Here is a 21822-nt window from a genome sequence, read left to right as displayed (position 1 = left end):
TGCCCCACCATGAACCCGTCCCGTCACGCCACCTGTGGTGTCCGCTCTCGTCGTTGTGACGATGTACGGATGGATGGTGCGCGAATTGTCGTGGTCGCTATCGTCTCGGTCCTGGAACGACTTATGACGCCCCGCTCGCCTCTGGCGAGCGGGGCGTCGCCGTTTTCACCTGGCCTTTGCTCACAAGGCGCTGGCCGGGCCGCCCAACAGGCCTTCCAATAACTCTTCGCTCGACACACCCTATTCCGGAGAAAACGCCATGATGCTCAAGGACCCTTCGACCAAGTACCGCCCCTTCGTGGCCGTGGACCTGCCTGATCGGCAGTGGCCCAGCCAGCGCATCGAGACCCCGCCCCAGTGGTGCAGCGTCGATCTGCGCGACGGTAACCAGGCGCTGATCGATCCGATGGACCAGGAGCGCAAGCAGCGCTTCTTCGATCTGCTGGTCAAGATTGGCTTCAAGCAGATCGAGGTGGGCTTCCCCTCCGCCTCCCAGACCGACTTCGACTTCGTGCGCAGCCTGATCGAGGAAGACAAGGTCCCGGACGACGTCACCATCCAGGTACTGACCCAGGCCCGTCCGCATCTGATCGAGCGCACCTTTGAATCGCTCAAGGGCGCCAAGAACGCCATCGTTCACGTCTACAACGCCACCGATCCGGTGTTCCGTCGCGTGGTATTCAATGTCGACAAGCCCCAGTGCATCCAGATTGCGGTCGATGCCACCACCCAGATCCGTGACCTGATGAAGGCGGCCCCCGAGACCAACTGGACCTTCCAGTATTCTCCGGAGCTGTTCACCACCACAGAGATGGACTTTGCGGTGGAGATCGTCAATGCCGTGCGCGAGACCTTCGGGGCCAGCGCCGACAACAAGATGATCGTCAACCTGCCGGCCACGGTGGAGTGCGCCACCCCCAACAACTACGCCGACCAGATCGAGTGGTTCTGCCGCAACGTCGAGCACCGCGATCACCTGATCGTCAGCGTCCACCCCCACAATGACCGTGGTACCGGTGTGGCCGCCGCCGAACTGACGGTGATGGCCGGTGCCGACCGGGTCGAGGGCACCCTGTTCGGCAATGGCGAGCGCACCGGCAACGTCGACATCGTCACCCTGGCGATGAACCTCTACACCCAGGGCGTCCATCCGGGCCTCGATTTCTCCAACATCACTCCGATCATGCGTGAGGTCGAGCACTGCAACCAGCTGCCGGTCCACCCGCGTCATCCCTACGTGGGCGATCTGGTGTTCACCGCCTTCTCCGGCTCTCACCAGGACGCGATCAAGAAGGGCATGGCGCTGCGCAAGGAAGACCCGGACAGCGTCTGGGCGGTGCCTTACCTGCCCATCGACCCGCTCGACGTGGGCCGCAGCTACGAGGCGGTGATCCGCGTCAACAGCCAGTCCGGCAAGGGCGGCGTCAGCTACCTGCTGGAGCAGGAGCACGGCATCGAACTGCCGCGCCGGCTGTCCATGGAGTTCAGCCTGGTGGTGCAGGAGGTGGCCGATCGGGTCGGCAAGGAGATCACCTCGGCGATGATCTACCAGACCTTCGTCGACGAGTACCTGGCCAAGACCGAGCCCTACAGCCTGGTCAGCCACCGTCTGTCGTCCGAGCCGGACAGCCCGACGGTGACGCTGGAAGCCTGCATCGCCAAGGACGGTGAGCGCCACACCATCAGCGGCGAAGGCAACGGCCCGCTGGCGGCCTTCGTCAAGGCGCTGCGCAGCGAAGGCCACGATATCGAGATCATCGACTACCACGAGCACTCCCGTGGTCAGGGCGCCGACGCCGAGGCGATCGCCTACGTCGAGGTCCGAGTCAAGGGCGAGGCGGTGTTCGGCGTCGGTACCGACGAGAGCATCACCAGCGCCTCGATCAAGGGTGTGATGAGCGCGATCAACCGCTGCCTGTCCACCGAAGAGGTAGCGCCCAACGTCACCGCCGACAGCGTTGCCTGATCCGCGCCGCTGGCAAATGGCGTAAACGCACCGCCCCCGGGGGAAACCCCGGGGGCGGTTTTTTTGCAGCATGCTTGGTGTCGGCTACAACGGCGTCTTGCTGGCTTCGCCGGGGACCTCGCGGACCAGGGTCGGCATCAGGAAGCCGGGCAGGCGGGTGCGCAACTCGTCGACCAGGGCGTTGGCGCGGGCGTCGGCCACGTCGAAGTGGGCTGCCCCGGACACCGGGTCGAAGGCGTGCAGGTAGTAGGGCAGTACGCCGGCCTCGAACAGCCGCTCCGAGAGCGCCTCCAACGCATCTACCGAGTCGTTCACTCCCTTGAGGATCACGCTCTGGTTGAGCAGGGTCACGCCGGCCTGCTTGAGCCGCGCGCAGGCGCCGGCGACGGCCTCGTCGATCTCGTTGGCGTGGTTGATATGCAGCACCATGACCTTCTGCAGGCGGGTGCCGGTGAGCCACTCGAGCAGGGGGCCGTCGACGCGATCGGGGATCACCACCGGCAGCCGGGTATGCAGGCGTAGTCGCTTGAGATGGGAGATGGCGTCGAGCCGCTCGACCAGCCAGGCCAGCTGGCGATCGCTGGCGGCCAGCGGATCGCCACCGGACAGGATCGCCTCGCGCAGAGTATCGTCCTCGCGCAGGTAGTCTAGGGTGTCGTCCCACTGGCTGCGTGAGGGCGCGTTTTCCTGGTAGGGGAAGTGGCGACGGAAGCAGTAGCGGCAATTGATCGCGCAGGCGGGGCTGGTGATCAGCAGTACCCGTCCGGCGTACTTGTGGATCAGGCCGCGACGGGCGGTGTGCTGGGCCTCCTGGAGCGGATCGGTGACGTAGCCCTCGGGGTTTGTCTGCTCGGCATCCAGGGGCAGCACCTGGCGCAGCAAGGGGTCGCCCGGGTCTGCGTGGCGCATGCGCGCGGCAAAGGCCTCGGGCACACGCACCTCGAACAGGGAGTGGCCGGCCTCGGCGCCGGGGATCAGGGAGGCGTCGAGCCCCAGGCGTCGGCACAGCTCGCGCGGGTCACGAATGGCGCCGGCCAGCTGGCGCTGCCAGCCGCCGGGGGCGGGAAGTCCCGGCTCATCCGGGGCAGAGCAATGCAAAAGCGTCGAGCTTCGGGTTATCATGCGGGCCATCCATCGATGCGTGCGAGGGGCTTGTCCTCGCAAAATGTCAGTTGAGTGCCGCTCTGAGCCGATGGCCGGGCCGGGCACCGAAAGGAACGAGATCTCATGGCGAACTATTCTACCAACGAATTCAAGGGCGGTCTGAAGGTGATGCTCGACGGTGACCCCTGTGCCATCGTCGAGAACGAATTCGTCAAGCCCGGCAAGGGCCAGGCCTTCAACCGCGTGAAGCTGCGCAACCTGATGACCGGCCGCGTGTGGGAGCGTACCTTCAAGTCCGGCGAGTCGCTGGAAGGCGCCGACGTCATGGATCTGGACATGGAGTACCTCTACACCGACGGTGACATGTGGTACTTCATGAAGACCGACGGTTCCTTCGAGCAGTACGCCGTCGAGAAGAAGGCCCTGGGCGACAGCGACAAGTGGCTCAAGGAGCAGGTGGTGTACACCGTGACCCTGTGGAACGACAACGCCATCTCGGTCTCCCCGCCCAACTTCATCGAGCTGGAAGTGGTCGAGACCGACCCGGGCCTCAAGGGCGACACCGCCCAGGGCGGCTCCAAGCCGGCGACCCTGTCCTCCGGCGCGGTGGTGCGCGTTCCCCTGTTCATCAACCAGGGCGAAGTGCTCAAGATCGACACCCGTAGCGGTGATTACGTCTCCCGCGCCTGAGGCGAGGGCGATATCCCCGGATCGGCAGATCGAGATACAGACAAAGGCCACGCGATCGCGTGGCCTTTGTCGTTTGGGCAAGTGGTAAGGAACGAACGATGACAGACTGGCAACCCACGGCCTCGCTGGACACCCTGCGCCGCCGCGCCGTGCTGATGCAGCGGGTGCGCGGCTTCTTTGTCGAGCGCGGCGTGCTCGAGGTGGAGACCCCCTGTCTCGGTCACGGCGGCAGCACCGACGTGCACCTGGCGTCGCTGTCCTGTCGAGCGGTCACCCCGGCGGGCAGCGAGACCCTGTGGTTGCAGACGTCGCCGGAATTTCACATGAAGCGCCTGCTGGCGGCCGGCAGTGGGCCGATCTTCCAGATCGCCCGCAGCTTTCGTGACGGCGAGGTGGGACGCCGCCACAATATCGAGTTCAGCATGCTGGAGTGGTATCGCCCGGGGTGGAGCCTCGATGCTTTGATCGAGGAAACCCAGGCGCTGATCCGCGAGGTGCTGCCGTTTAATCCCGGCCCGACGCGAAAGCGTCGCTATCGCGAGCTGTTTGGCGAGGTGCTGGATATCGATCCTTTTGAGGTGGACATCGCATCGCTTCGCCGTCTTGCCGGTGAACGCGGCGGCCTCGACATGGCCGAGGCGCCGCGGGATGAGTGTCTCGACCTGCTGATGAGCCTCGTCATCGAGCCCGAGCTAGGCCGCGACGGCATCGACGTGGTACTGGATTACCCGGCCAGCCAGGCGGCGTTGGCCAGGCGTCACCAGGACCCCCGCGACGGCGCCTGGGTGGCCTCGCGCTTCGAGGTGTATCTCGATGGGCTAGAGCTTGCCAACGGCTATGACGAGCTGACCGATGTGGACGAACAGCGCGCACGCTTCGCCGACGACAATCGCGCCAGGCGTGAGGCCGGCCTTGCCGAGGTCGACGTCGACGAGCGCCTGCTGGCGGCTCTGGACGCCGGTATGCCCGAGGGCAGCGGGGTCGCCCTGGGACTCGACCGGCTGATCCAGCTGGCGCTGGGCAAGTCGCGTCTTGAAGAGGTGATCGCCTTTCCCACACCGCGCTGTTGAGGGGGCTGGGCACCTCGTGGGGTAGTCATTCCAAGTGCCCAGATCTTTTGATCGTCAGCTAGAAGGGGGCGCGGGACAGGGAAGTAGAAGGTCTGTGGCGGTTCAGCCCTGGAGCTTCGCGACGGTGGCCATCGGCATGAACATGCGTAACGGATTCGATGGCAGAGACTGAAAACCAAAGCCTGCGTATAGACGCAGCCTTCTTTCCACCGCCTGCGAGTCTCCGCAGTCCAGAATATCGAGCAGCACAGCGGCCGTGCCTATTCTCAGTGATGCTGCAAAGGCTCGATTCAATGCATCGACCAGCAGGCGTCTACCGATTCCCTGCCCCTGGAACTGTTGATCGACGCCGATCATGCCGATGAAAGCGGCAGAGATACTGCCATCCGCATTCGCCATGCGCTTGTAGCGGTTGGGCAGGTCGCTACAGTCCACGCTATGGGCGTTGAGCGAATAGAAACCCAGGATCTTCGAGGGATCCCGAGCAGGGTCTGTCATCACGAAGACGCGAATCGTGCCACCATCCATCAGCCTGCTGGCGGTGCGCTGCAGAAAGTTGTCGACTTGATCCACCCCAGTCGAAAAAGCCGCTCGATGGTGTCGAGACTTGTCGAGCGCTTCGATGACGACGGTGGCCGACATCAGCGCTTCGCCACCGTCTGCCGATGTTGGGTGAAGGCGTCACGTAGCTTCTCGGTCGGAGCCGGAGGGTTCTCGATGGCCTCAAGGAAGACCTCATGATCTTCAGGCATGAGCCGTGTCACTTCATGCGCCCGGATGGTCTCCATTGCCCGCTCATACGCTGCGGACAACGCGAACGTGGACATGTCCTGGCCACTCAGCGCGGCCGCCTGCTCGATGGCTTGCTTGATACGCGGTGTTGTACGGAAGCCAAAACGTTCAGTGTTGCGCTGACGTGCTTCTGTACTGGCGTCGGAAGATTGGCTGGCCAAGGTGTTGACCTCCAGTGCATGTGATCTTCAAATCACACTGTACGCCCTGCCGGCGTACATCTCCAGAATTTGCTTTCTTTCCCCTCGGTGTCTTGCTGTGTTCGTTCAGTCGTTCCGTCGATGAAGCGGAAGGCTCTGTGGGGGCTTGGGACAGACGCGAAAGGGGCGGCCACCGCCGCCCCTTTTGAATAGTGTTGTCATGCCTAAGGCGTTGTCTTGCCACCGGCGTTGCCGACACGCCTTGGCGCTTCAGTCCGCGCTGGCGGCCTCTTCGCCGTCTGCCGTCGCCGCTGTTGCGCTGGTTCCCGGCTCGCCGCCCAGGCGTTGGCCCATGCTCACCGCGACGGGGCTGCCGGCCTTGCCGCTCAAGGCATCGAAGTCGACCTTTTCGGCGAAGGCCATGACCACGGTGGAGCCGAGCTTGAAGCGGCCCATCTCGGCGCCCTTGGCGAGGTGAATCGGGCGATCGAAGCGGACACGCTCGACCCGGCCGGACTGCGGTGTCACCTGGCCGGCCCACACCGTTTCAATGGCGGCGACGATCATCGCGCCCACCAGCACCAGCACCATGGGGCCGTGTTCGGTCTCGAAGTGGCACACCAGCCGCTCGTTGCGGGCGAACAGGCCCGGGACGTGGCGGGTGGTGGCGTCGTTGACCGAGAACAGGCGCCCGGGCACGTAGACCATCTCGGTCAGGGTGCCGGCAAGCGGCATATGCACCCGGTGGTAGTCCTTGGGCGACAGGTAGACGGTGGCGAAGCTGCCGCTCTGGTAGCGGGTGGCCGCCCTGGGGTCGCCGCCGAGCAGCTCGGTCATGCTGAAGCGATGGCCCTTGGCCTGGACCAGCCGGCCATGGTCGATGGCGCCCCATTGGGACAGGGTGCCGTCGGCGGGGCACAACAGGCCGTCTTCCAGCGGACGGGCGCCGGCCGCCAGCGCCCGAGTGAAGAAGGCGTTGAAGCTCGGGTAGACCCTGGGGTCCGATTCCACCGCCTGGCTCATATCGACCTTGAAGCGCTTGATGAAGGCGCGGATCAACAGGTTCTTGAGCCAGCCGATACGGCAGTCGGCAAGCAGGCCGACCAGGCGCGACAGCAGGTGGTGGGGGATGGGGTACTGGATCAGGGAAAACAGCTTGGCGAGGGTCACGAAGGGACGATCTCCGGGTGGTCAATGACGCGCACGCGGCCTCACGGCCGCGCCGCTGGTGCAATCAAGTGCCCTAGGCTCAGTCCGAAAAGTCGACGAGCGAAGGTTAGACAAGGCAAAAATCGGTGAGAAAGCGCAGTTTACGTGGTGTAAATGAGCATTTTGATCCGATTTTTAACGCCGCATTACCGAGCGCAGACACTTTTCAGACAAGCCCTAGATGGGCAGAGGAACAAGGGGGTCAGTGTTCGATGGGGGTATCGTCGCGATTGCCCCACTCCTTCCACGAGCCCGGGTAGGCACGCATGCGTTCGAACCCCAGTGCCTTGCCTACCAGCCAGGTGAAGCCGCTGCGATGGTGGGTCTGGCAGTGAGTGACCACTTCCATATCCGGGGTGATACCCATGGCGCCCAGTTCGGTGATCAGCTCGGCGTAGTCGCGCAGGCGAAGTGAGCGTTCACGGTCCATGGCGTCGGTCCACTCCATGTTGACCGCTCCGGGCAGGTGGCCGAGGTGCCGGTTCTGGCCCTTGTTGCCATCGAACTCGTCGACGGAGCGGGCATCCCAGATGGCGAAGTTGTCGCTGCCCAGGCGCTCTTCAAGCTCGAGTCGGTCGATCGCGACCTCGGGATTGAGGACCTCGGCCTGGTAGTCCGAGGGCTTCGGCGCATGGTCTTCGGTGGACTGGGGCAGACCCTCGTCACGCCAGGCGTGAATGCCGCCATTCAGGTAGGAATAGCGCTTGTGGCCAATCAGCTCCAGCGTCCACAGCAAGCGCCCGGCCCAGCCGCCGCCCTCGTCGTCGTAGGCGACCACGTGGGTGTCCCGGGTCAGGCCCAGCGACGAGAACAGTTGTGACAGGGCCTCTTCATCGGGGACGTCGTTGGGGACGTCGCCGGAACCTTTCAGCAGACGACGATGGTCGAGAAAGATCGCGCCGGGCACATGGCCCTCGGCGTAGCTTTCCGCCTTCAGCGGCACGTCGATCACCAGGATGTCCTCGTGATCCAGCACGCCGGCGAGTTCCTCGGGCTCGGCGATCAAGGGCAACAGATTGTCTTCTGAGCTCATGGTTCTCTCCTGGCGGATCCACACGGATGAAAGGGGCGGGCGCTGTGTCTGGCGCCTGGCACTTCGCGAGGGGACGCTACTGGCGTTTCCCTATTGGCTATCCAGACTATCGACGATACGACGATAACTGGCAAAGCGTTCGGGGTGAATCGCCCCCTCGTCGATGGCGTCGCGAATGGCGCAGCCCGGCTCCTGCCGGTGGCGGCAGTCGCGGAAGCGACACAGGCCGAGGTAAGGGGCGAATTCGATAAAGCCCTCGGTGACCTCGCGCTCTGTCAGGTGAGTGAGGCCAAACTCGCGGATGCCGGGGGAGTCGATCAGCTCGCCCGAGGCCAGGCTCTCGTCCGGTGCGGGCAGGTGGTAGAGCTGGGCGGTGGTGGTGGTGTGGCGACCCTTGCGCGAGTCCTCCGACAGCGCGCCGATGCGCAACTGTTCGTCGGGCAGCAGGCGGTCGATCAGTGAGGACTTGCCGACCCCGGACTGGCCGACGAATACCGAGGTGCGGTCGGCGAGCTGGGCGTAGAGGGCGTCGAGTCCGCCGTCGACCTCGGTGGAGGTGGCCACCACCTGGTAGCCGATGCCGCGGTAGCGATCGAGCAGCCCGCGCAGCTCGCCGCCCTCGTCGGGCAGCAGGTCGGTCTTGTTGAGTACCAGCACCGGGGTGATGCCGGTGGCCTCGGCCGCCACCAGGTAGCGATCGATCAGGCCGGCGTGGGGCTCGGGTTCCACCGCGAAGACGATCAGGATCTGGTCGATATTGGCCGCCACGGGCTTGAGTAGCCCGCGCATATCCGGGCGTTCGAGCACATTGTCGCGCTCGCCTCGGGCCACCACCACGCCGCTGCCGTCCTCGCCGGCCCGCCAGATGACGCGGTCTCCGGTGACCAGGCCCTCGAGGTTGGCGCGCAGATGGCAGCGGGTGGGCGTCTCGCCGGCACGGCTGGCGACGTCCAGAGTCCGTCCGAAGTGAGCGATCACTCGGCCGTCGCGCTCGGCGCCGTATTCGCCGGCGGCAAGCTTTTCGTCGTCCTGGCCGGCCTTTCTGGCGGCGCGCTCGGCGCGTTCGGCTTGGATCTTCTCGATGCGCCAGCGCTGCTGGCGGCTCAACTTGCGTTTGCTCATGAGCACCCGATGGTCGGTACAATGGTCGGCATTGTACCTACACGCACGGCCCCTGTCCCGACAAGGGCCACCGCCTGATCAAGGAAGCGACGATGTCCGATGCTAGCGCCAGCCCCGACGATACCCTCAACCCGCGTTCTGACGATGCCAAGACCGGCCCGCGAAACGACGCCCTGATCTGGATCGACCTGGAGATGACCGGGCTCGACCCGGAGCGTGAACGCATCATCGAGGTGGCCACCCTGGTCACCGACGGCGAGCTCAATGTCATCGCCGAGGGGCCGGTGATCGCGGTTCACCAGAGCGACGCATTGTTGTCCGGCATGGATGAGTGGAATACCCGTACCCACGGCAATTCCGGGCTGGTCGAGCGGGTGCGCAAGAGCCAGATCGATACCCGCGAGGCCGAGCGCAGGACGCTCGAGTTTCTCTCAGCCCATGTGGCCCCGGGCACCTCGCCGATGTGCGGCAACTCGATCCACCAGGACCGGCGCTTTCTGGAGCGCGAGATGCCCGAGCTGTGGGCGTTTTTCCACTACCGCAATCTCGACGTCTCGACCTTGAAGGAGCTGGCCAAGCGCTGGAATCCCCAGGCGCTGGAGGGCTTTTCCAAGCGCAACGTGCACCTGGCCATGGACGACATCAAGGAATCCATCGCCGAACTCGCGCACTATCGCAAGACGTTCCTCAAGGCTGGGGAATAGTCAGCAGTTGACGCCGGGGTCGAGGCGAGGGGCGCGTTCAGCTCGAGGCGCTCAGCTCGAGGCGCTCAAGCAGAGGTGATCAGCTCGGCGCGCCGCTGGCGCTGGCGGGCGAGCGCCCAGCGTACGTGCTCACGCACCAGCTCGGAGGGATAGGCCAGGCGGGTGAGCAGGGCGCGTTCGATGGCGGCGCTCCAGGGGGCGTTACCGAGCCCCACCGCCAGGTTGCGCAGCCAGCGTTCGTAGCCGATACGACGAATCGGGCTGCCGGCGGTGCGCTCGAGAAACTCCTCCTCGCTCCAGCCGAACAGGGTCAGCAGCTCCACCCGGTCGAGATCGTGGCGCGGCGCGAAGTCAGGTTCGCTGCTTGCCCGTGTGAAGCGGGTGAAGGGGCACACCAACTGGCAATCGTCACAGCCGAACACCCGATTGCCCATAGCCTCGCGATAGCGCTCGGGAATGGCGCCGAACAGCTCGATGGTCAGGTAGGAAATGCAGGCGCGGGCGTCGACCACCTTGTCCTCGACGATGGCGCCGGTAGGGCAGGCGGTGCGGCAGGCGCTGCAGCTGCCACAGTGTTCCTGCTCGAATGGCTCGTCCACCGGCAGCGGCAGGTCGGTGTAAAGCTCACCGAGAAAGAACATCGAGCCGGCTCTGGGATTGAGCAGCATGGCGTTCTTGCCGAACCAGCCGATACCGGCCTTGCGCGCCAGGCCGCGCTCCATCACCGGGGCCGAGTCGACGAAGGCGCGGTAGCCGAAGTCCCCGACTTCCGCCTCGATGGTCTTTGCCAGGCGCTGTAGCCGCTTGCGCATCAGCTTGTGGTAGTCACGCCCGGTGGCATAGCGTGACACATAGGCGCGGCTGGGCTGTCCCAGCACCTTGGTGGTCTCCACCTCCGGCGGCAGATAATCCAGGCGCACACTGATGACCCTGATGGTGCCGGGTTCGAGCTCGGCCGGACGGGTACGTTTGGTGCCGTGCTTGGCCATGAAGCCCATCTCGCCGTGGAAACCTGCCTCCAGCCAGCGCTCGAGGTGAGCCTCGTCGTCGCTCAAGTCGACGTCGGTGATGCCGACCTGCTGGAAGCCGAGCTCCCGCCCCCAGGTGCGGATGCGCGCCGCCAGGTCGTTGAAGTCGACGTCGGTGGACGGGGACGATGCAGACATAAATGAGGACATACCCGGCAAATGGCAAGACAGCCCGGCTCTGCGCTTGGCGCGAGAGGAGAAGGGCTTAGACTTCATAGGGAAGGAAGTGACCGCCATGGTAGACCATCACGATCGAAGGGAGAACCGCATGGACATCTTGGACGGCGGCGTGATTGAGCCAGGACAGACTCCGTTGTACACCGCCGAGCAGGTACGCGAGCTGGACCGACGGGCGATCGCCGGCGAGAGCGACGGCTTCGCCCTGATGCACCGGGCCTCCGGCGTCGCCTGGCGCTGGCTGAAGGCGCGCTGGCCGGCGACCAAGTCGCTGACGGTGTTCTGCGGTGGCGGCAACAACGGCGGCGACGGCCATGTGCTGGCAGCGCTGGCCGCGACCGAAGGGCGCCAGGTGCAGCGCATTTCCCTGACCCCGCGTGAACGCCTGAAGGGTGACGCCTTGCGCGCGGCCGAGATGGCCGACGACGCCGGGGTCGGCTTTATCGAATGGCGAGAAGGATTGCGCGTGGAAGGGGACGTGGTGGTCGATGCCATGCTCGGTACCGGCTTTGCCGGCGACCTGCGTCCGACCTACGCCGCGGCCATCGCCGCCATCAATGAAAGCCGGTGCCCGGTGCTGGCGGTGGATATTCCCTCGGGCATCACCGCCGACGGCGGTGCCGAGCCCAGCATGGCGGTCAGGGCGGTGATGACGGTGACCTTCATCGCCGACAAGCTGGGACTGCACACCGGGCGTGGCGCCGCCCTGGCCGGCGAGGTGGTGGTGGAATCACTGGGGGTGGACGCCCTGGCCCACGACGATATCGCGCCCACCGCCTGGCGCCTGCAGTCGAGCCTGGTGAACCTGGCGTTGCCTCCGCGTGAGCGCGACATGCACAAGGGCGCCGCCGGATTCGCCGGCATCTTCGGTGGCGCACCCGGGTTCGGCGGGGCGGCGCTGCTGGCGGCAGAGGCCTGCGCCAGGGTGGGCGCTGGCCGAGTGCTGCTGGCCACCGCGCCGGAACACGTCGGTGCCAGTCTGGTGCGCTGCCCCGAGGTCATGGCGCGTGGGGTGACCCATGCCAGCGAACTCGATGAGCTGCTGGATCGCCTGAGTGTGCTCGCCGTGGGGCCAGGGCTTGGCCAGGGGAGCTGGGGCCAATCGGTGCTGCAGACCGCGCTGAAGCGCTCGATTCCGCTGGTGCTGGACGCCGATGCCCTCAATCTGCTGGTCAGCCGCTTTGCCGATCAGCGGCGTGACGACTGGATCCTGACCCCCCACCCGGGAGAAGCGGCACGCCTGCTCGAGACCAGCGTGGCCGAGGTCGAGGCGGACCGCCCCGGTGCCGCGCGCGCCCTGCAGCAACGCTGGGGCGGGGTGATCGTGCTCAAGGGAGCCGGTACCCTGATCGCCGGTCCAGACGGCCTGGCGCTGTGTCCTTTCGGCAACCCGGGCATGGCCAGCGGCGGCATGGGCGATACCCTGACCGGTGTGCTGGCTGGCTTGATGGCCCAGGGCCAGGCCCCGGGCTGGTCACTGGAACGCACCGCGCGGCTGGGCGTGCTGGTGCATGCCCTGGCCGGTGACATGGCGGCGAGAGAGGGCGGTGAGCGTGGTCTGTTGGCCAGCGATCTGGCATCCTGTGCACGAAAATTGGTCAATCCGACGATGGGCGAGGAAGATGCAGCTGCGACTCGATGATGAAGACCGCCAGGTCGCACTGGGGGAGTGCCTGGGACGGGCCTTGCAAGGACGAGGACGCGTCCACCTGTCGGGAGAGCTGGGGGCCGGCAAGACCACCCTGGCTCGCGGTGTGTTGCGCGCCTACGGCCATCAAGGTGCGGTGAAGAGTCCTACCTATACCCTGGTGGAGCCCTACGAGCTTTCGCTGGACGGGGAGCCGGTCACGCTGCACCACTTTGACCTCTACCGCCTGGGCGATCCCGAGGAGCTTGAGTTCATCGGTGGGCGCGATCTGCTCGCCGAGGGGCATCTGTGCCTGGTGGAGTGGGCCGAGCGCGGCGAGGGCTGGCTGACGCCGCCGGATCTCGAGGTGGCGCTAAGCCACGCCGAGACAGAAGGGCGCGAGGCGCGCATCAGCGCCGCCACGACCCTGGGCGAAGCGCTGCTGACACGCCTGGAAGACGAAGTCTCCCGCGATCAACGACTGGCGGGAGGCAAGGCATGAGGCGTCGCCTTCCGGCCCGTATGGGTGCTGGTCTATTGACGTTGGTGGCCACACTGGGCCTTACGCTTTCGAGCCTTGCCCAGGCCGCCAGCGTGGACAACATGCGCCTGTGGGCCGCGCCGGATCACTCACGGCTGGTGTTCGACCTGTCGGCGCCGGCCACCGCCAACGTCTTCGAGCTCGACAACCCGCGTCGGCTGGTCATCGATCTCAGTGGCACCAGTCTGGCCGCCGATCCTGCCAGCATGGACCTGTCCAACAGCGCCATCAGCTCGGTGCGAACCGGCGTGCGCGATGGCGGCGACCTGCGCGTGGTGCTCGAACTCAGCCGTGCCATCGAGCCGCGTCACTTCTCGTTGGCGCCCAACAACCAGTACGGCGATCGTCTGGTGGTGGATCTGGAGTACCCCGGCGAGAGCGCGGTGGAAGACCCCATCGATCCCATCGAGTCGATGATCCGTGAGCAGGAGATCGCCGCCGAGCGGGCCAAGACCGTGGCGGTGGCCGAGGGCCGTGACCCGGTGGAGGCAGCTCCGGTGATCGACACCGCTCAGCCCCATCCCAAGCGCGACATCATCATCGCCGTGGATGCTGGGCACGGTGGCGAGGACCCCGGCGCGCTGGGCCCGAGCGGTACCCGCGAGAAGGACGTGGTGCTGCAGATGGCCGATCGCCTGGCGCGCATGATCAACGATTCCCCCGGCTTCAAGGCGGTGTTGATCCGCGACGGCGACTACTACGTCGGGCTGCGTCAGCGCACCCTGATCGCCCGCGAGCAGAAGGCCGACTTCTTCGTCTCCATTCACGCCGACGCCTTCAACAGTCCGCGTCCCCACGGCAGCTCGGTGTTCGCGCTGTCCCAGAGCGGAGCCACCTCGGAGACCGCCAAGTGGCTGGCGGCCAGCGAGAACCGCTCGGATCTGATCGGCGGGGTCGACGGCAACCTGTCGCTGGACGACAAGGACCAGGTGCTCAGGGGCGTGCTGCTGGACCTGACCATGACCGCGACCCTCAATGACTCCCTGACCATCGGCGATGAGGTGCTCAGTCGCATCGGACGCATCAACGACCTGCACAAGCCCAGGGTCGAGCAGGCCGGCTTCGTGGTGCTGAAGTCTCCGGACATTCCTTCGCTGCTGGTGGAGACGGGCTTTATCTCCAACCCCGAGGAAGAGCGACGACTCAAGGACGGCGGCTACCAGCAGCGGATGATGAGCGCCGTGTTCGGCGGCATCCGCTCGCACTTCGAGCGCAACCCGCCACCGGCAAGCCTGCTGGCCTGGCAGCGCGATCAGGGGCGGTCCACCGCTACCAACGAGTATCGCATCCAGCCAGGCGACACCCTGTCCGCCATCGCCTCGCGTCACGGCGTGGCGCTCAGCGCGCTCAAGCAGGTCAACGAGCTGTCCGGGGACGTCATTCGCGTCGGCCAGGTGTTGAGGATTCCCAGTTCATGAGTGATATCCCGTGTGAGAGCGAGCCTGGCGTCCAGGTGTCACAGCGCCGCTCGATCAAGATTCTCGACCCCCGGCTGGCCAACCAGATCGCCGCCGGCGAGGTGGTGGAGCGCCCGGCCTCGGTGGTCAAGGAGCTGATCGAGAACGCCATCGACGCCGGCAGCACCCGCATCGAGGTGGACATCGAGTCCGGCGGTGCCCGGTTGATCCGGATCCGTGACGATGGCTCCGGTATTGGCGAGGAGGACCTGCCGCTGGCGCTGTCACGACACGCCACCAGCAAGATCCTGTCGCTGGAGGAGCTCGAGGGCGTCGCCAGCCTCGGCTTTCGCGGCGAGGCGCTGGCCTCGATCAGCTCGGTGTCGCGACTGGAACTGACCTCCAACGTCGAGCAGGACCCTCAGGGCGGCTGGCGGGTGGTGGCCGAAGGGCGGCGCATGGAGCCCCGCGTCACGCCGGCACCCCATCCGCGTGGTACCTCGGTGGCGGTGCGTGATCTGTTTTTCAACACTCCGGCCCGGCGCAAGTTCCTGCGTACCGAAAAGACCGAGTTCAACCATGTCGAGGAGGCCTTTCGGCGCCAGGCGCTGTCGCGCTTCGACATCGGCTGGACCCTTCGCCACAACCAGAAGACCATCCACCAGTTGCCGGTGGCACGGGATGACCACGCGGTGGAGCGACGTCTCGCTTCGCTGCTGGGCAAGAACTTCCTGGACAATGCCCTGACCCTGGATATCGCCACCGGCAGTCTGCGCCTGTGGGGCTGGGTGGGACTACCGACCCACTCCCGCGCCCAGGCTGACCAGCAGTACTTCTTCGTCAATGGCAGGGTGGTGCGCGACCGGCTGGTGGCCCACGCCATCCGCCAGGCCTACCGCGATGTGCTGTTCAATGGTCGCCACCCGGTATTCGTGCTCTATCTGGACGTGGACCCCACCGTGGTGGACGTCAATGTCCACCCGACCAAGCACGAGGTGCGCTTTCGCGACGGGCGCATGGTCCACGACTTTCTGTTCTCGAGCCTGCACCGGGCGCTGGGCGAGGCCCGCGCAGGGCATCAGGATGGTCAGTCATCGCAGCAGCAGGCAAGCGTCCAAAGCGACGGCCTCGACGTCGACCCCGAGACCGGCGAGATCCGCGAACCGGCTCCCCAGGGCGGAAACCTTGGGCAACACCCGTCTCAGCAACAGCCCTCCTGGCAGCAGCAGCCCATGGCGCTGCACCCGCGCCGCGACGAGGGCGAGGGCGGTGTCACCCCGGACCGGGTGCGCGCCTTCATGGACGGCTACCGCAAGCTGCACCCGGACCACGAAGACAGCCTGCTGACGCCGCAGCCAGGAGGCCCTGGCGCCGGCGGTCTGGCCGCCGGCACGGCCCAGGCCGAGCGCCATAGCCCCACGCCGAGAACCTGGCCCGGCGCCGCTGGCGCGGCTAGTGAGTCCCCTGCCGGGGTCGGCGGCGCATCGCTCACCTCGTCGACGCCTGAGGTGATGCCGGAAGACGACGCCACCCAGGCGCCGCCACTGGGCTACGCCATCGCCCAGTTGCACGGCATCTACATTCTGGCCCAGAGCGCCCAGGGGCTGGTGCTGGTGGACATGCACGCGGCCCACGAGCGCATCGTCTACGAGCGCATGAAGACCCAGGTCCACGGTGGCGCGCTGGACGCCCAGCCGCTGCTGGTACCGGTGTCGCTGGCGGTCAGTGCCGCCGAGGTCGAGACCGCCGAGCGCGAGCGCGAAGCCTTCACCCGGCTTGGTGTCGAACTCGATGCCGCCGGTCCAGAGACCCTGCTGGTGCGCCAGGTGCCGGCGCTGCTGGCCGATGCCGACGTGGAACCGCTGGTGCGTGAGATGCTCTCGGACCTGGAGCGCTACGGCCGCTCCGATCGCATCGAGGCCCACATCAACGAGTTGCTGTCGACCATGGCCTGCCACGGCAGCGTACGCGCCAATCGCCAGTTGACCATTGCCGAGATGAACGCGCTGCTGCGTGACATGGAGCGCACCGAGCGCAGCGGCCAGTGCAACCACGGCCGCCCCACCTGGACCCAGATGAGCCTCAAGGATCTGGACCGGCTGTTTCTGCGAGGGCAATGATGGCGCCGACAGACGCTCCGGCCGCGGCCAGGCCGCCCGCGCAGGACGACCGACCGCTGGCGCTGCTGCTGATGGGCCCCACGGCGGCGGGCAAGACCGATCTTGCCATCGAGATCCGCGAGCGCCTGGGTGGCGAGATCATCAGCGTCGATTCGGCGATGATCTATCGCGGCATGGACATCGGCTCGGCCAAGCCCTCGGCCGAGGAACTCGCCCGGGCGCCCCATCGACTGATCGATATCCGTGATCCGGCCCAGGCCTACTCGGCGGCGGAGTTTCGCGACGATGCCCTGGCCGAGATGCACGATATCGCCGCCAGTGGCCGGCTGCCGCTGCTGGTCGGTGGCACCATGATGTACTACAAGCGCCTGGTCGAGGGGGTCGCCAACCTGCCCTCGGCGGACAGCGCCGTGCGTGAACGCCTGTCCCGGCAGGCCGAGCAGGACGGCCTCGAGGCGCTGCATCGCCGCCTGGCCGAGGTCGATCCCGAGTCGGCCGCGCGCATTCACCCCAATGATCCTCAGCGCCTGATGCGGGCGCTGGAAGTGTTCGAGCTGTCCGGGCGGCCGATGAGCGAGCTGTGGAATGAGCAGCGTCGTGAAACCTTTCCCTTTCGTCTGCTGTCCATAGGGCTCGCTCCCGCCGAGCGCTCCGTGCTGCACGAGAGAATCGCCAGGCGCTTCAACGCCATGCTGGACGGCGGATTTCTCGATGAAGTGGCGGCGCTCAAGGCGCGTGGCGATTTGACGCTGTCGCTGCCATCGATGAAGAGCGTGGGCTATCGTCAGGCATGGCAGTACCTGGATGGCGAGTTTGATCGTGAGACGTTCATTCATCGTGGCGTGGTGGCGACGCGTCAGCTGGCCAAGCGGCAGCTGACCTGGATGCGTAGCTGGCCTGCGCTGACCTGGGTGGACCCGTTGGCGGCCGACCCCGCCGAGCGCCTCGTGAAACTCGTGCGCGAAGCGGGGACTTAGCGTAAGATAACGAGTTCGTGCGACCACTTGCAGGGTCCCGCCGAACAACCGAATACCTGTCGCCCGCCGTCTTGAAGACCTCGGCGGGCGGCACCATAACCTAAAACCCTAAGACACTTCAGGGAGAGCAACATGTCCAAAGGGCAGTCCCTTCAAGACCCGTACCTGAACATTCTGCGCAAGGAGCGCATTCCGGTATCGATTTTCCTGGTCAACGGCATCAAGCTGCAGGGCCAGATCGAATCCTTTGACCAATTTGTCATCCTGCTGCGCAACACCGTCAGCCAGATGGTCTATAAGCACGCCATCTCCACGGTGGTGCCGTCACGCAATGTGCGTCTGCCGGCCCAGGATCCCGCTGCGCAGCCGGAGAGCTGATATTTCGTGAGGTATTGATTGTTTTTTGAACGTCCCGACGCCGGTGAAACGGCGGTACTCGTCCATATCGACTTTCAGGACGAGAAGGAGCGCGAAGATCCCGGTGAGTTCCACGAGCTGGTGAGGTCGGCGGGTGCCGAACCCGCAACCCTCGTGACCGGCTCGCGGCAACGACCCGACCCCAGGAGTTTCGTGGGGTCGGGCAAGCTCGAGGAAATCGGCGAGGCCCTGGCGGTACACAAGGCCGAGCTGGTGATCTTCAACCACGCGCTCAGTCCTTCCCAGGAACGCAACGTCGAGCAGACGCTGAAGTGTCGTGTGCTCGATCGTACGGGCCTGATTCTGGATATCTTCGCCCAGCGGGCGCGGACTCACGAGGGCAAGCTGCAGGTGGAGCTGGCCCAGCTCGAGTACATGTCCACGCGGCTGGTGCGAGGCTGGACCCACCTGGAACGCCAGAAGGGCGGTATCGGCCTGCGCGGTCCGGGTGAAACCCAGCTCGAGACCGACCGCCGCCTGCTGCGTGCGCGCATCAAGTCGATCCACAAGCGCCTGGACAAGGTGCGTAGTCAGCGCAGTCAGAATCGCCGCGCCCGCTCGCGTGCCGAGATTCCCAGCGTCTCGCTGGTGGGCTACACCAACGCCGGCAAGTCAACGCTTTTCAACAGCTTGACGGCGTCTGAGGTCTATGCGGCGGACCAGCTCTTCGCTACTCTCGACCCTACGCTGCGGCGTCTTGAGGTCGAGGACGTGGGGCCGGTGGTGCTGGCGGACACGGTGGGCTTTATCCGCCACCTGCCGCACAAGCTGGTGGAGGCGTTCCGTGCCACCCTGCAGGAGGCCGCCGAGGCCAGCCTGCTGGTGCATGTGATCGACTCAGCGGATCCTGATCGTGAGCTCAACGTCACCCAGGTGGAGGCGGTGCTCGACGAGATCGGCGCGCTGGACGTGCCGACGCTCAAGGTGATGAACAAGATCGACCTGTTCGACAGTTCGCCACGCATCGAGCGCGACGAGCACGGGGTACCGCAGACGGTGTGGCTGTCGGCGCAGAAGGGGCTGGGACTGGACCTGCTGACCCAGGCCCTGACCGAGCGGCTGGCGGAAGACATCATCGACTTCTCGCTGACCCTGACGCCGGAGCAGGGCAAGCTGCGCGCGGCGTTGCATGAGCTGAATGCCGTGCGCGACGAGTCCTTCGACGAGGACGGCCAGACGCAGCTGGATGTGCGTCTGCCGCGTCGTGACTTCAATCAGCTGATGGCACGCCTTGGCGAGCGTGCCGCCGATTACCTTCCCGTCGCGCTGCAGGAACGCGACGTCTGGGAAGCCTGAACCGACCCGCCTGACGGGTCGGCAAGAGCGTCGCCCGGATGGTGACGCCACAAGGAAAGCACTGAAGAAATGTCGCGAGCGACGACAGTTCGGTCGCCGCCGGAGCGCAAAGGTCGGAGTTGACACAGGGTTAAATGAGAACCTTGAGCACCGCCGGCGGCCGAGATGCCGAGCGCAGCAATGTATGCAGTGTTTTCCAAGGATCGCAATCGATGCGCCTCGTCTAGGCGGGGGCACAGAGTGGAGACGACGTATGGCCTGGAATGAGCCTGGTGGCGGCAACGGCAACCAGCACGACCCCTGGAGTGGCGGGGGGCGCCGTGGCGGTAATGGGGGCGGTGGCAACCGCGGTGGCGACAATCAGGGTCCCCCCGACCTCGATGAGGCCCTGAAGAAGTTTCAGGACAAGCTCAATGGCATGCTCGGCGGCCGCGGCGGCAAGCGCGGCGGTGGCAAGGATGGCGGCAAGGGCGGCGGCAATCGCCCGCGCAATACCTTCGCCTTGCCGGGACTGTTGATCATCATCGGTCTCGCCGTATGGGCGGCCAGCGGCTTCTATCTGGTCGACCAGTCGGAGCGTGGCGTCGTACTGCGCTTCGGCAAGTTCCAGGAAGTCGTCACCCCGGGTCTGCAGTGGAATCCGCCGCTGATCGACGACGTGCGCATGGTCAACGTTACCCGCGTGCGCTCGGTCAGCCAGACCCAGTCGATGCTGACCCAGGACGAGAACATCGTCTCGGTCGAGATCTCGGCCCAGTACCAGGTGGCAGCGCCGCGTGACTACGTGCTTAACGTGCGTGATCCCGAGCTGTCGCTGGAAAACGCCCTCGACTCGGCGCTGCGTCACGTGGTCGGTGGCACCGACATGATCGACATCCTGACCTCGGGTCGTGAGATCCTCGGCAGTGCCGTGACCAGCCGTCTGCAGACCTACCTGGACAACTACGGTACCGGTATCCGTCTGGTGACCCTGAACGTCGAGTCCACCTCGCCGCCCGATGCGGTGCAGGACGCCTTCGATGACGTCATCCGTGCCCGCGAGGATCGTCAGCGCACGATCAACCAGGCCATGGCCTACGCCAACGCCATTATTCCGGCGGCTCAGGGTCAGGCGCAGCGTATCGTCGAGCAGGGCCAGGGTTACCGCGAATCAGTGGTCGCCGAGGCGCGTGGTCAGGCCAACCGCTTCACCGCACTGCTGACCCAGTATCGCAATGCCCCCGAGGTGATGCGCGAGCGTCTCTACCTCGACGCCATCTCCGAGGTGCTCGGCCAGACCAACAAGGTACTGGTGGACGTCGATCAGGATGGCCCCTTGATGGTGCTGCCGATGGACCGTATCGGCCGTGGTCTGGGCACGTCCACCGCTGCCGACGCCGAGAATCAGCTCGATCCGCAGGTGCTGGAGCGCATCCGTGCCGAGTCCGCCAACGCGGCCTCCAATTCAAGCTCGAACCGCAACGGTCGTGACACCGGTATTCAGCGGGAGGGTCGCTAAATGATCAATAATCGATCCCTGCTCATCGTCGGCGGCCTGGCCGCCGCCGCCTGGCTGGCCAGCAACAGCCTCTACGTGGTCGACGAGACCGAGCGTGCGGTCAAGCTGCGCTTCGGTGAGATCATCGAGGAAAATATCCAGCCGGGCCTGCACGTCAAGGTGCCGATCACCCAGACCATTCGCAAGTTCGACACCCGGGTGCTGACCCTGGACACCGACGCCAGCCGCTACCTGACCCAGGAGCAGAAGGCGGTGATCGTGGACTCCTACGTCAAGTGGCAGGTGGTCAACCCCACTCGCTACTACGAGGCCACGGCCGGCGACGAACTGATGGCGGTGCGCCTGATCCAGCCGCGGGTCGACGAGAGCCTGCGTAACGAGTTCGGCCAGTTGAACCTGCAGCAGATCATCTCCGAGAAGCGTGACGAGCTGATGTCCGGCCCCACCGAGGAGCTCGACAAGCTGATGCGCGAAGAGATCGGGGTGGCCATCCTCGACGTGCGGGTCAAGCGTATCGACCTGCCCGAGGACGTGTCCTCGGCGGTGTACGATCGCATGCGCTCCGAGCGTGAGCGTGAGGCCCGCGAGTGGCGTGCCCAGGGCCAGGAGGAGTCCGAGCGGATTCGCGCCAACGCCGATCGCCGCCGTCAGGTACTGCTGGCCCAGGCCAACGAGCGTGCCGAGACCCTGCGTGGTGAGGGTGACGCCGAGGCCGCCGGTATCTACTCCGACGCCTACGAGGGCGATACCGAGTTCTATCGCTTCTGGCGTAGCCTCAACGCCTATCGCGACTCCTTCGGTGCCGGCGAGGGCAACATGATGGTGCTGGATCCCTCCAGCGACTTCTTCCGTTACCTCAAGAGCGCCGATCCCCAGGGAGCTGGCAGCCAGCCCCAGGGCTAGCGGTGGCCCCT

20 protein-coding genes are annotated in these 21822 nt (G+C 65.7%); 13 read left to right on the top strand and 7 right to left on the bottom strand.

All coding sequences use genetic code 11. The features are described from left to right. The first annotated feature begins 259 nt into the window (after positions 1-259). Positions 260-1966: a 2-isopropylmalate synthase gene (leuA, locus tag KUW00_RS01870; RefSeq protein ID WP_108131447.1), complete on the top strand. Its 1707-nt coding sequence runs from the start codon at positions 260-262 to the stop codon at positions 1964-1966. An 84-nt stretch (positions 1967-2050) separates the two neighbouring features. Here the strand turns inward: leuA and epmB are convergent, their stop codons facing one another. Continuing rightward, the gene (gene epmB / locus KUW00_RS01865; RefSeq protein WP_222568118.1) at positions 2051-3088 is read right to left on the bottom strand and encodes an EF-P beta-lysylation protein EpmB; all 1038 of its coding nucleotides are present in this window, start codon (positions 3086-3088) and stop codon (positions 2051-2053) included. A gap of 105 nt (positions 3089-3193) precedes the next feature. Between epmB and efp the strand changes: the two genes are divergently transcribed. Both efp and epmA read left to right on the top strand, forming a co-directional pair. After that, complete coding sequence (gene efp / locus KUW00_RS01860; protein WP_045994506.1) at positions 3194-3760, top strand: elongation factor P; 567 nt, start codon at positions 3194-3196, stop codon at positions 3758-3760. 98 nt (positions 3761-3858) lie between these two features. Beyond that, the gene (gene epmA, locus KUW00_RS01855) at positions 3859-4830 is read left to right on the top strand and encodes an EF-P lysine aminoacylase EpmA (RefSeq protein ID WP_222568117.1); all 972 of its coding nucleotides are present in this window, start codon (positions 3859-3861) and stop codon (positions 4828-4830) included. A gap of 102 nt (positions 4831-4932) precedes the next feature. On the opposite strand, the gene KUW00_RS01850 is transcribed toward epmA, so the two are convergent. The 5 genes from KUW00_RS01850 to rsgA form a co-directional block, all read right to left on the bottom strand. Then, on the bottom strand, positions 4933-5472 hold the full coding sequence (locus KUW00_RS01850) for a GNAT family N-acetyltransferase (protein ID WP_222568116.1): 540 nt from the start codon (positions 5470-5472) through the stop codon (positions 4933-4935). Beyond that, positions 5472-5783, bottom strand: coding sequence for a DUF1778 domain-containing protein (locus KUW00_RS01845; protein WP_222568115.1), 312 nt, complete (start codon positions 5781-5783; stop codon positions 5472-5474). Before KUW00_RS01845 ends, KUW00_RS01850 begins: the two co-directional genes overlap by 1 nt. A gap of 249 nt (positions 5784-6032) precedes the next feature. Further along, on the bottom strand, positions 6033-6932 hold the full coding sequence (gene asd, locus KUW00_RS01840) for an archaetidylserine decarboxylase (protein ID WP_222568114.1): 900 nt from the start codon (positions 6930-6932) through the stop codon (positions 6033-6035). Between the two features lie 241 nt (positions 6933-7173). Next, positions 7174-8004: a sulfurtransferase gene (locus KUW00_RS01835; protein WP_045993089.1), complete on the bottom strand. Its 831-nt coding sequence runs from the start codon at positions 8002-8004 to the stop codon at positions 7174-7176. A gap of 90 nt (positions 8005-8094) precedes the next feature. After that, positions 8095-9126: a small ribosomal subunit biogenesis GTPase RsgA gene (gene rsgA, locus KUW00_RS01830; RefSeq protein ID WP_045993090.1), complete on the bottom strand. Its 1032-nt coding sequence runs from the start codon at positions 9124-9126 to the stop codon at positions 8095-8097. Positions 9127-9218: 92 nt separating this feature from the next. Here rsgA and orn point away from each other — a divergent pair, with 92 nt between their 5' ends. After that, positions 9219-9830, top strand: a complete 612-nt coding sequence (gene orn, locus KUW00_RS01825; RefSeq protein WP_222568113.1) for an oligoribonuclease — start codon at positions 9219-9221, stop codon at positions 9828-9830. Positions 9831-9895: 65 nt separating this feature from the next. Here the strand turns inward: orn and queG are convergent, their stop codons facing one another. Continuing rightward, on the bottom strand, positions 9896-10996 hold the full coding sequence (queG, locus tag KUW00_RS01820; RefSeq protein WP_045993091.1) for a tRNA epoxyqueuosine(34) reductase QueG: 1101 nt from the start codon (positions 10994-10996) through the stop codon (positions 9896-9898). A 130-nt stretch (positions 10997-11126) separates the two neighbouring features. Here queG and KUW00_RS01815 point away from each other — a divergent pair, with 130 nt between their 5' ends. The 9 genes from KUW00_RS01815 to hflC all read left to right on the top strand — a co-directional run bounded on the left by KUW00_RS01815 (position 11127) and on the right by hflC (position 21811). After that, positions 11127-12677, top strand: coding sequence for an NAD(P)H-hydrate dehydratase (locus KUW00_RS01815; RefSeq protein ID WP_222568112.1), 1551 nt, complete (start codon positions 11127-11129; stop codon positions 12675-12677). Further along, positions 12658-13164 (top strand): tRNA (adenosine(37)-N6)-threonylcarbamoyltransferase complex ATPase subunit type 1 TsaE, encoded by a 507-nt coding sequence (tsaE, locus tag KUW00_RS01810; RefSeq protein ID WP_222515538.1) that lies wholly within the window; start codon positions 12658-12660, stop codon positions 13162-13164. The genes KUW00_RS01815 and tsaE overlap by 20 nt, the downstream gene beginning before the upstream one ends. Before the next feature lie 20 nt (positions 13165-13184). Continuing rightward, positions 13185-14621: an N-acetylmuramoyl-L-alanine amidase gene (locus tag KUW00_RS01805; RefSeq protein WP_108131638.1), complete on the top strand. Its 1437-nt coding sequence runs from the start codon at positions 13185-13187 to the stop codon at positions 14619-14621. Next, positions 14618-16720: a DNA mismatch repair endonuclease MutL gene (mutL, locus tag KUW00_RS01800; protein ID WP_222568111.1), complete on the top strand. Its 2103-nt coding sequence runs from the start codon at positions 14618-14620 to the stop codon at positions 16718-16720. The genes KUW00_RS01805 and mutL overlap by 4 nt, the downstream gene beginning before the upstream one ends. Continuing rightward, positions 16720-17697, top strand: a complete 978-nt coding sequence (gene miaA / locus KUW00_RS01795; RefSeq protein WP_222568110.1) for a tRNA (adenosine(37)-N6)-dimethylallyltransferase MiaA — start codon at positions 16720-16722, stop codon at positions 17695-17697. Before mutL ends, miaA begins: the two co-directional genes overlap by 1 nt. Before the next feature lie 132 nt (positions 17698-17829). Further along, positions 17830-18075, top strand: a complete 246-nt coding sequence (hfq, locus tag KUW00_RS01790; RefSeq protein ID WP_045993095.1) for an RNA chaperone Hfq — start codon at positions 17830-17832, stop codon at positions 18073-18075. Positions 18076-18093: 18 nt separating this feature from the next. After that, positions 18094-19410 carry a ribosome rescue GTPase HflX gene (hflX, locus tag KUW00_RS01785; RefSeq protein ID WP_045993096.1) on the top strand — a complete coding sequence of 439 codons (1317 nt, stop codon included), beginning with the start codon at positions 18094-18096 and terminating at the stop codon, positions 19408-19410. Between the two features lie 253 nt (positions 19411-19663). Beyond that, positions 19664-20908 (top strand): FtsH protease activity modulator HflK, encoded by a 1245-nt coding sequence (gene hflK, locus KUW00_RS01780; protein ID WP_045993097.1) that lies wholly within the window; start codon positions 19664-19666, stop codon positions 20906-20908. Next, positions 20909-21811: a protease modulator HflC gene (hflC, locus tag KUW00_RS01775; RefSeq protein ID WP_045993098.1), complete on the top strand. Its 903-nt coding sequence runs from the start codon at positions 20909-20911 to the stop codon at positions 21809-21811. Positions 21812-21822: the final 11 nt, after the last annotated feature.

It is taken from the genome of Halomonas sp. DP5N14-9, assembly GCF_019802175.1.
Taxonomy (GTDB): Bacteria; Pseudomonadota; Gammaproteobacteria; order Pseudomonadales; family Halomonadaceae; genus Halomonas; species Halomonas litopenaei.
The sequence above is the reverse complement of the archived record's forward strand: the minus strand, read 5'-3'. Positions and strand labels throughout refer to the sequence as shown.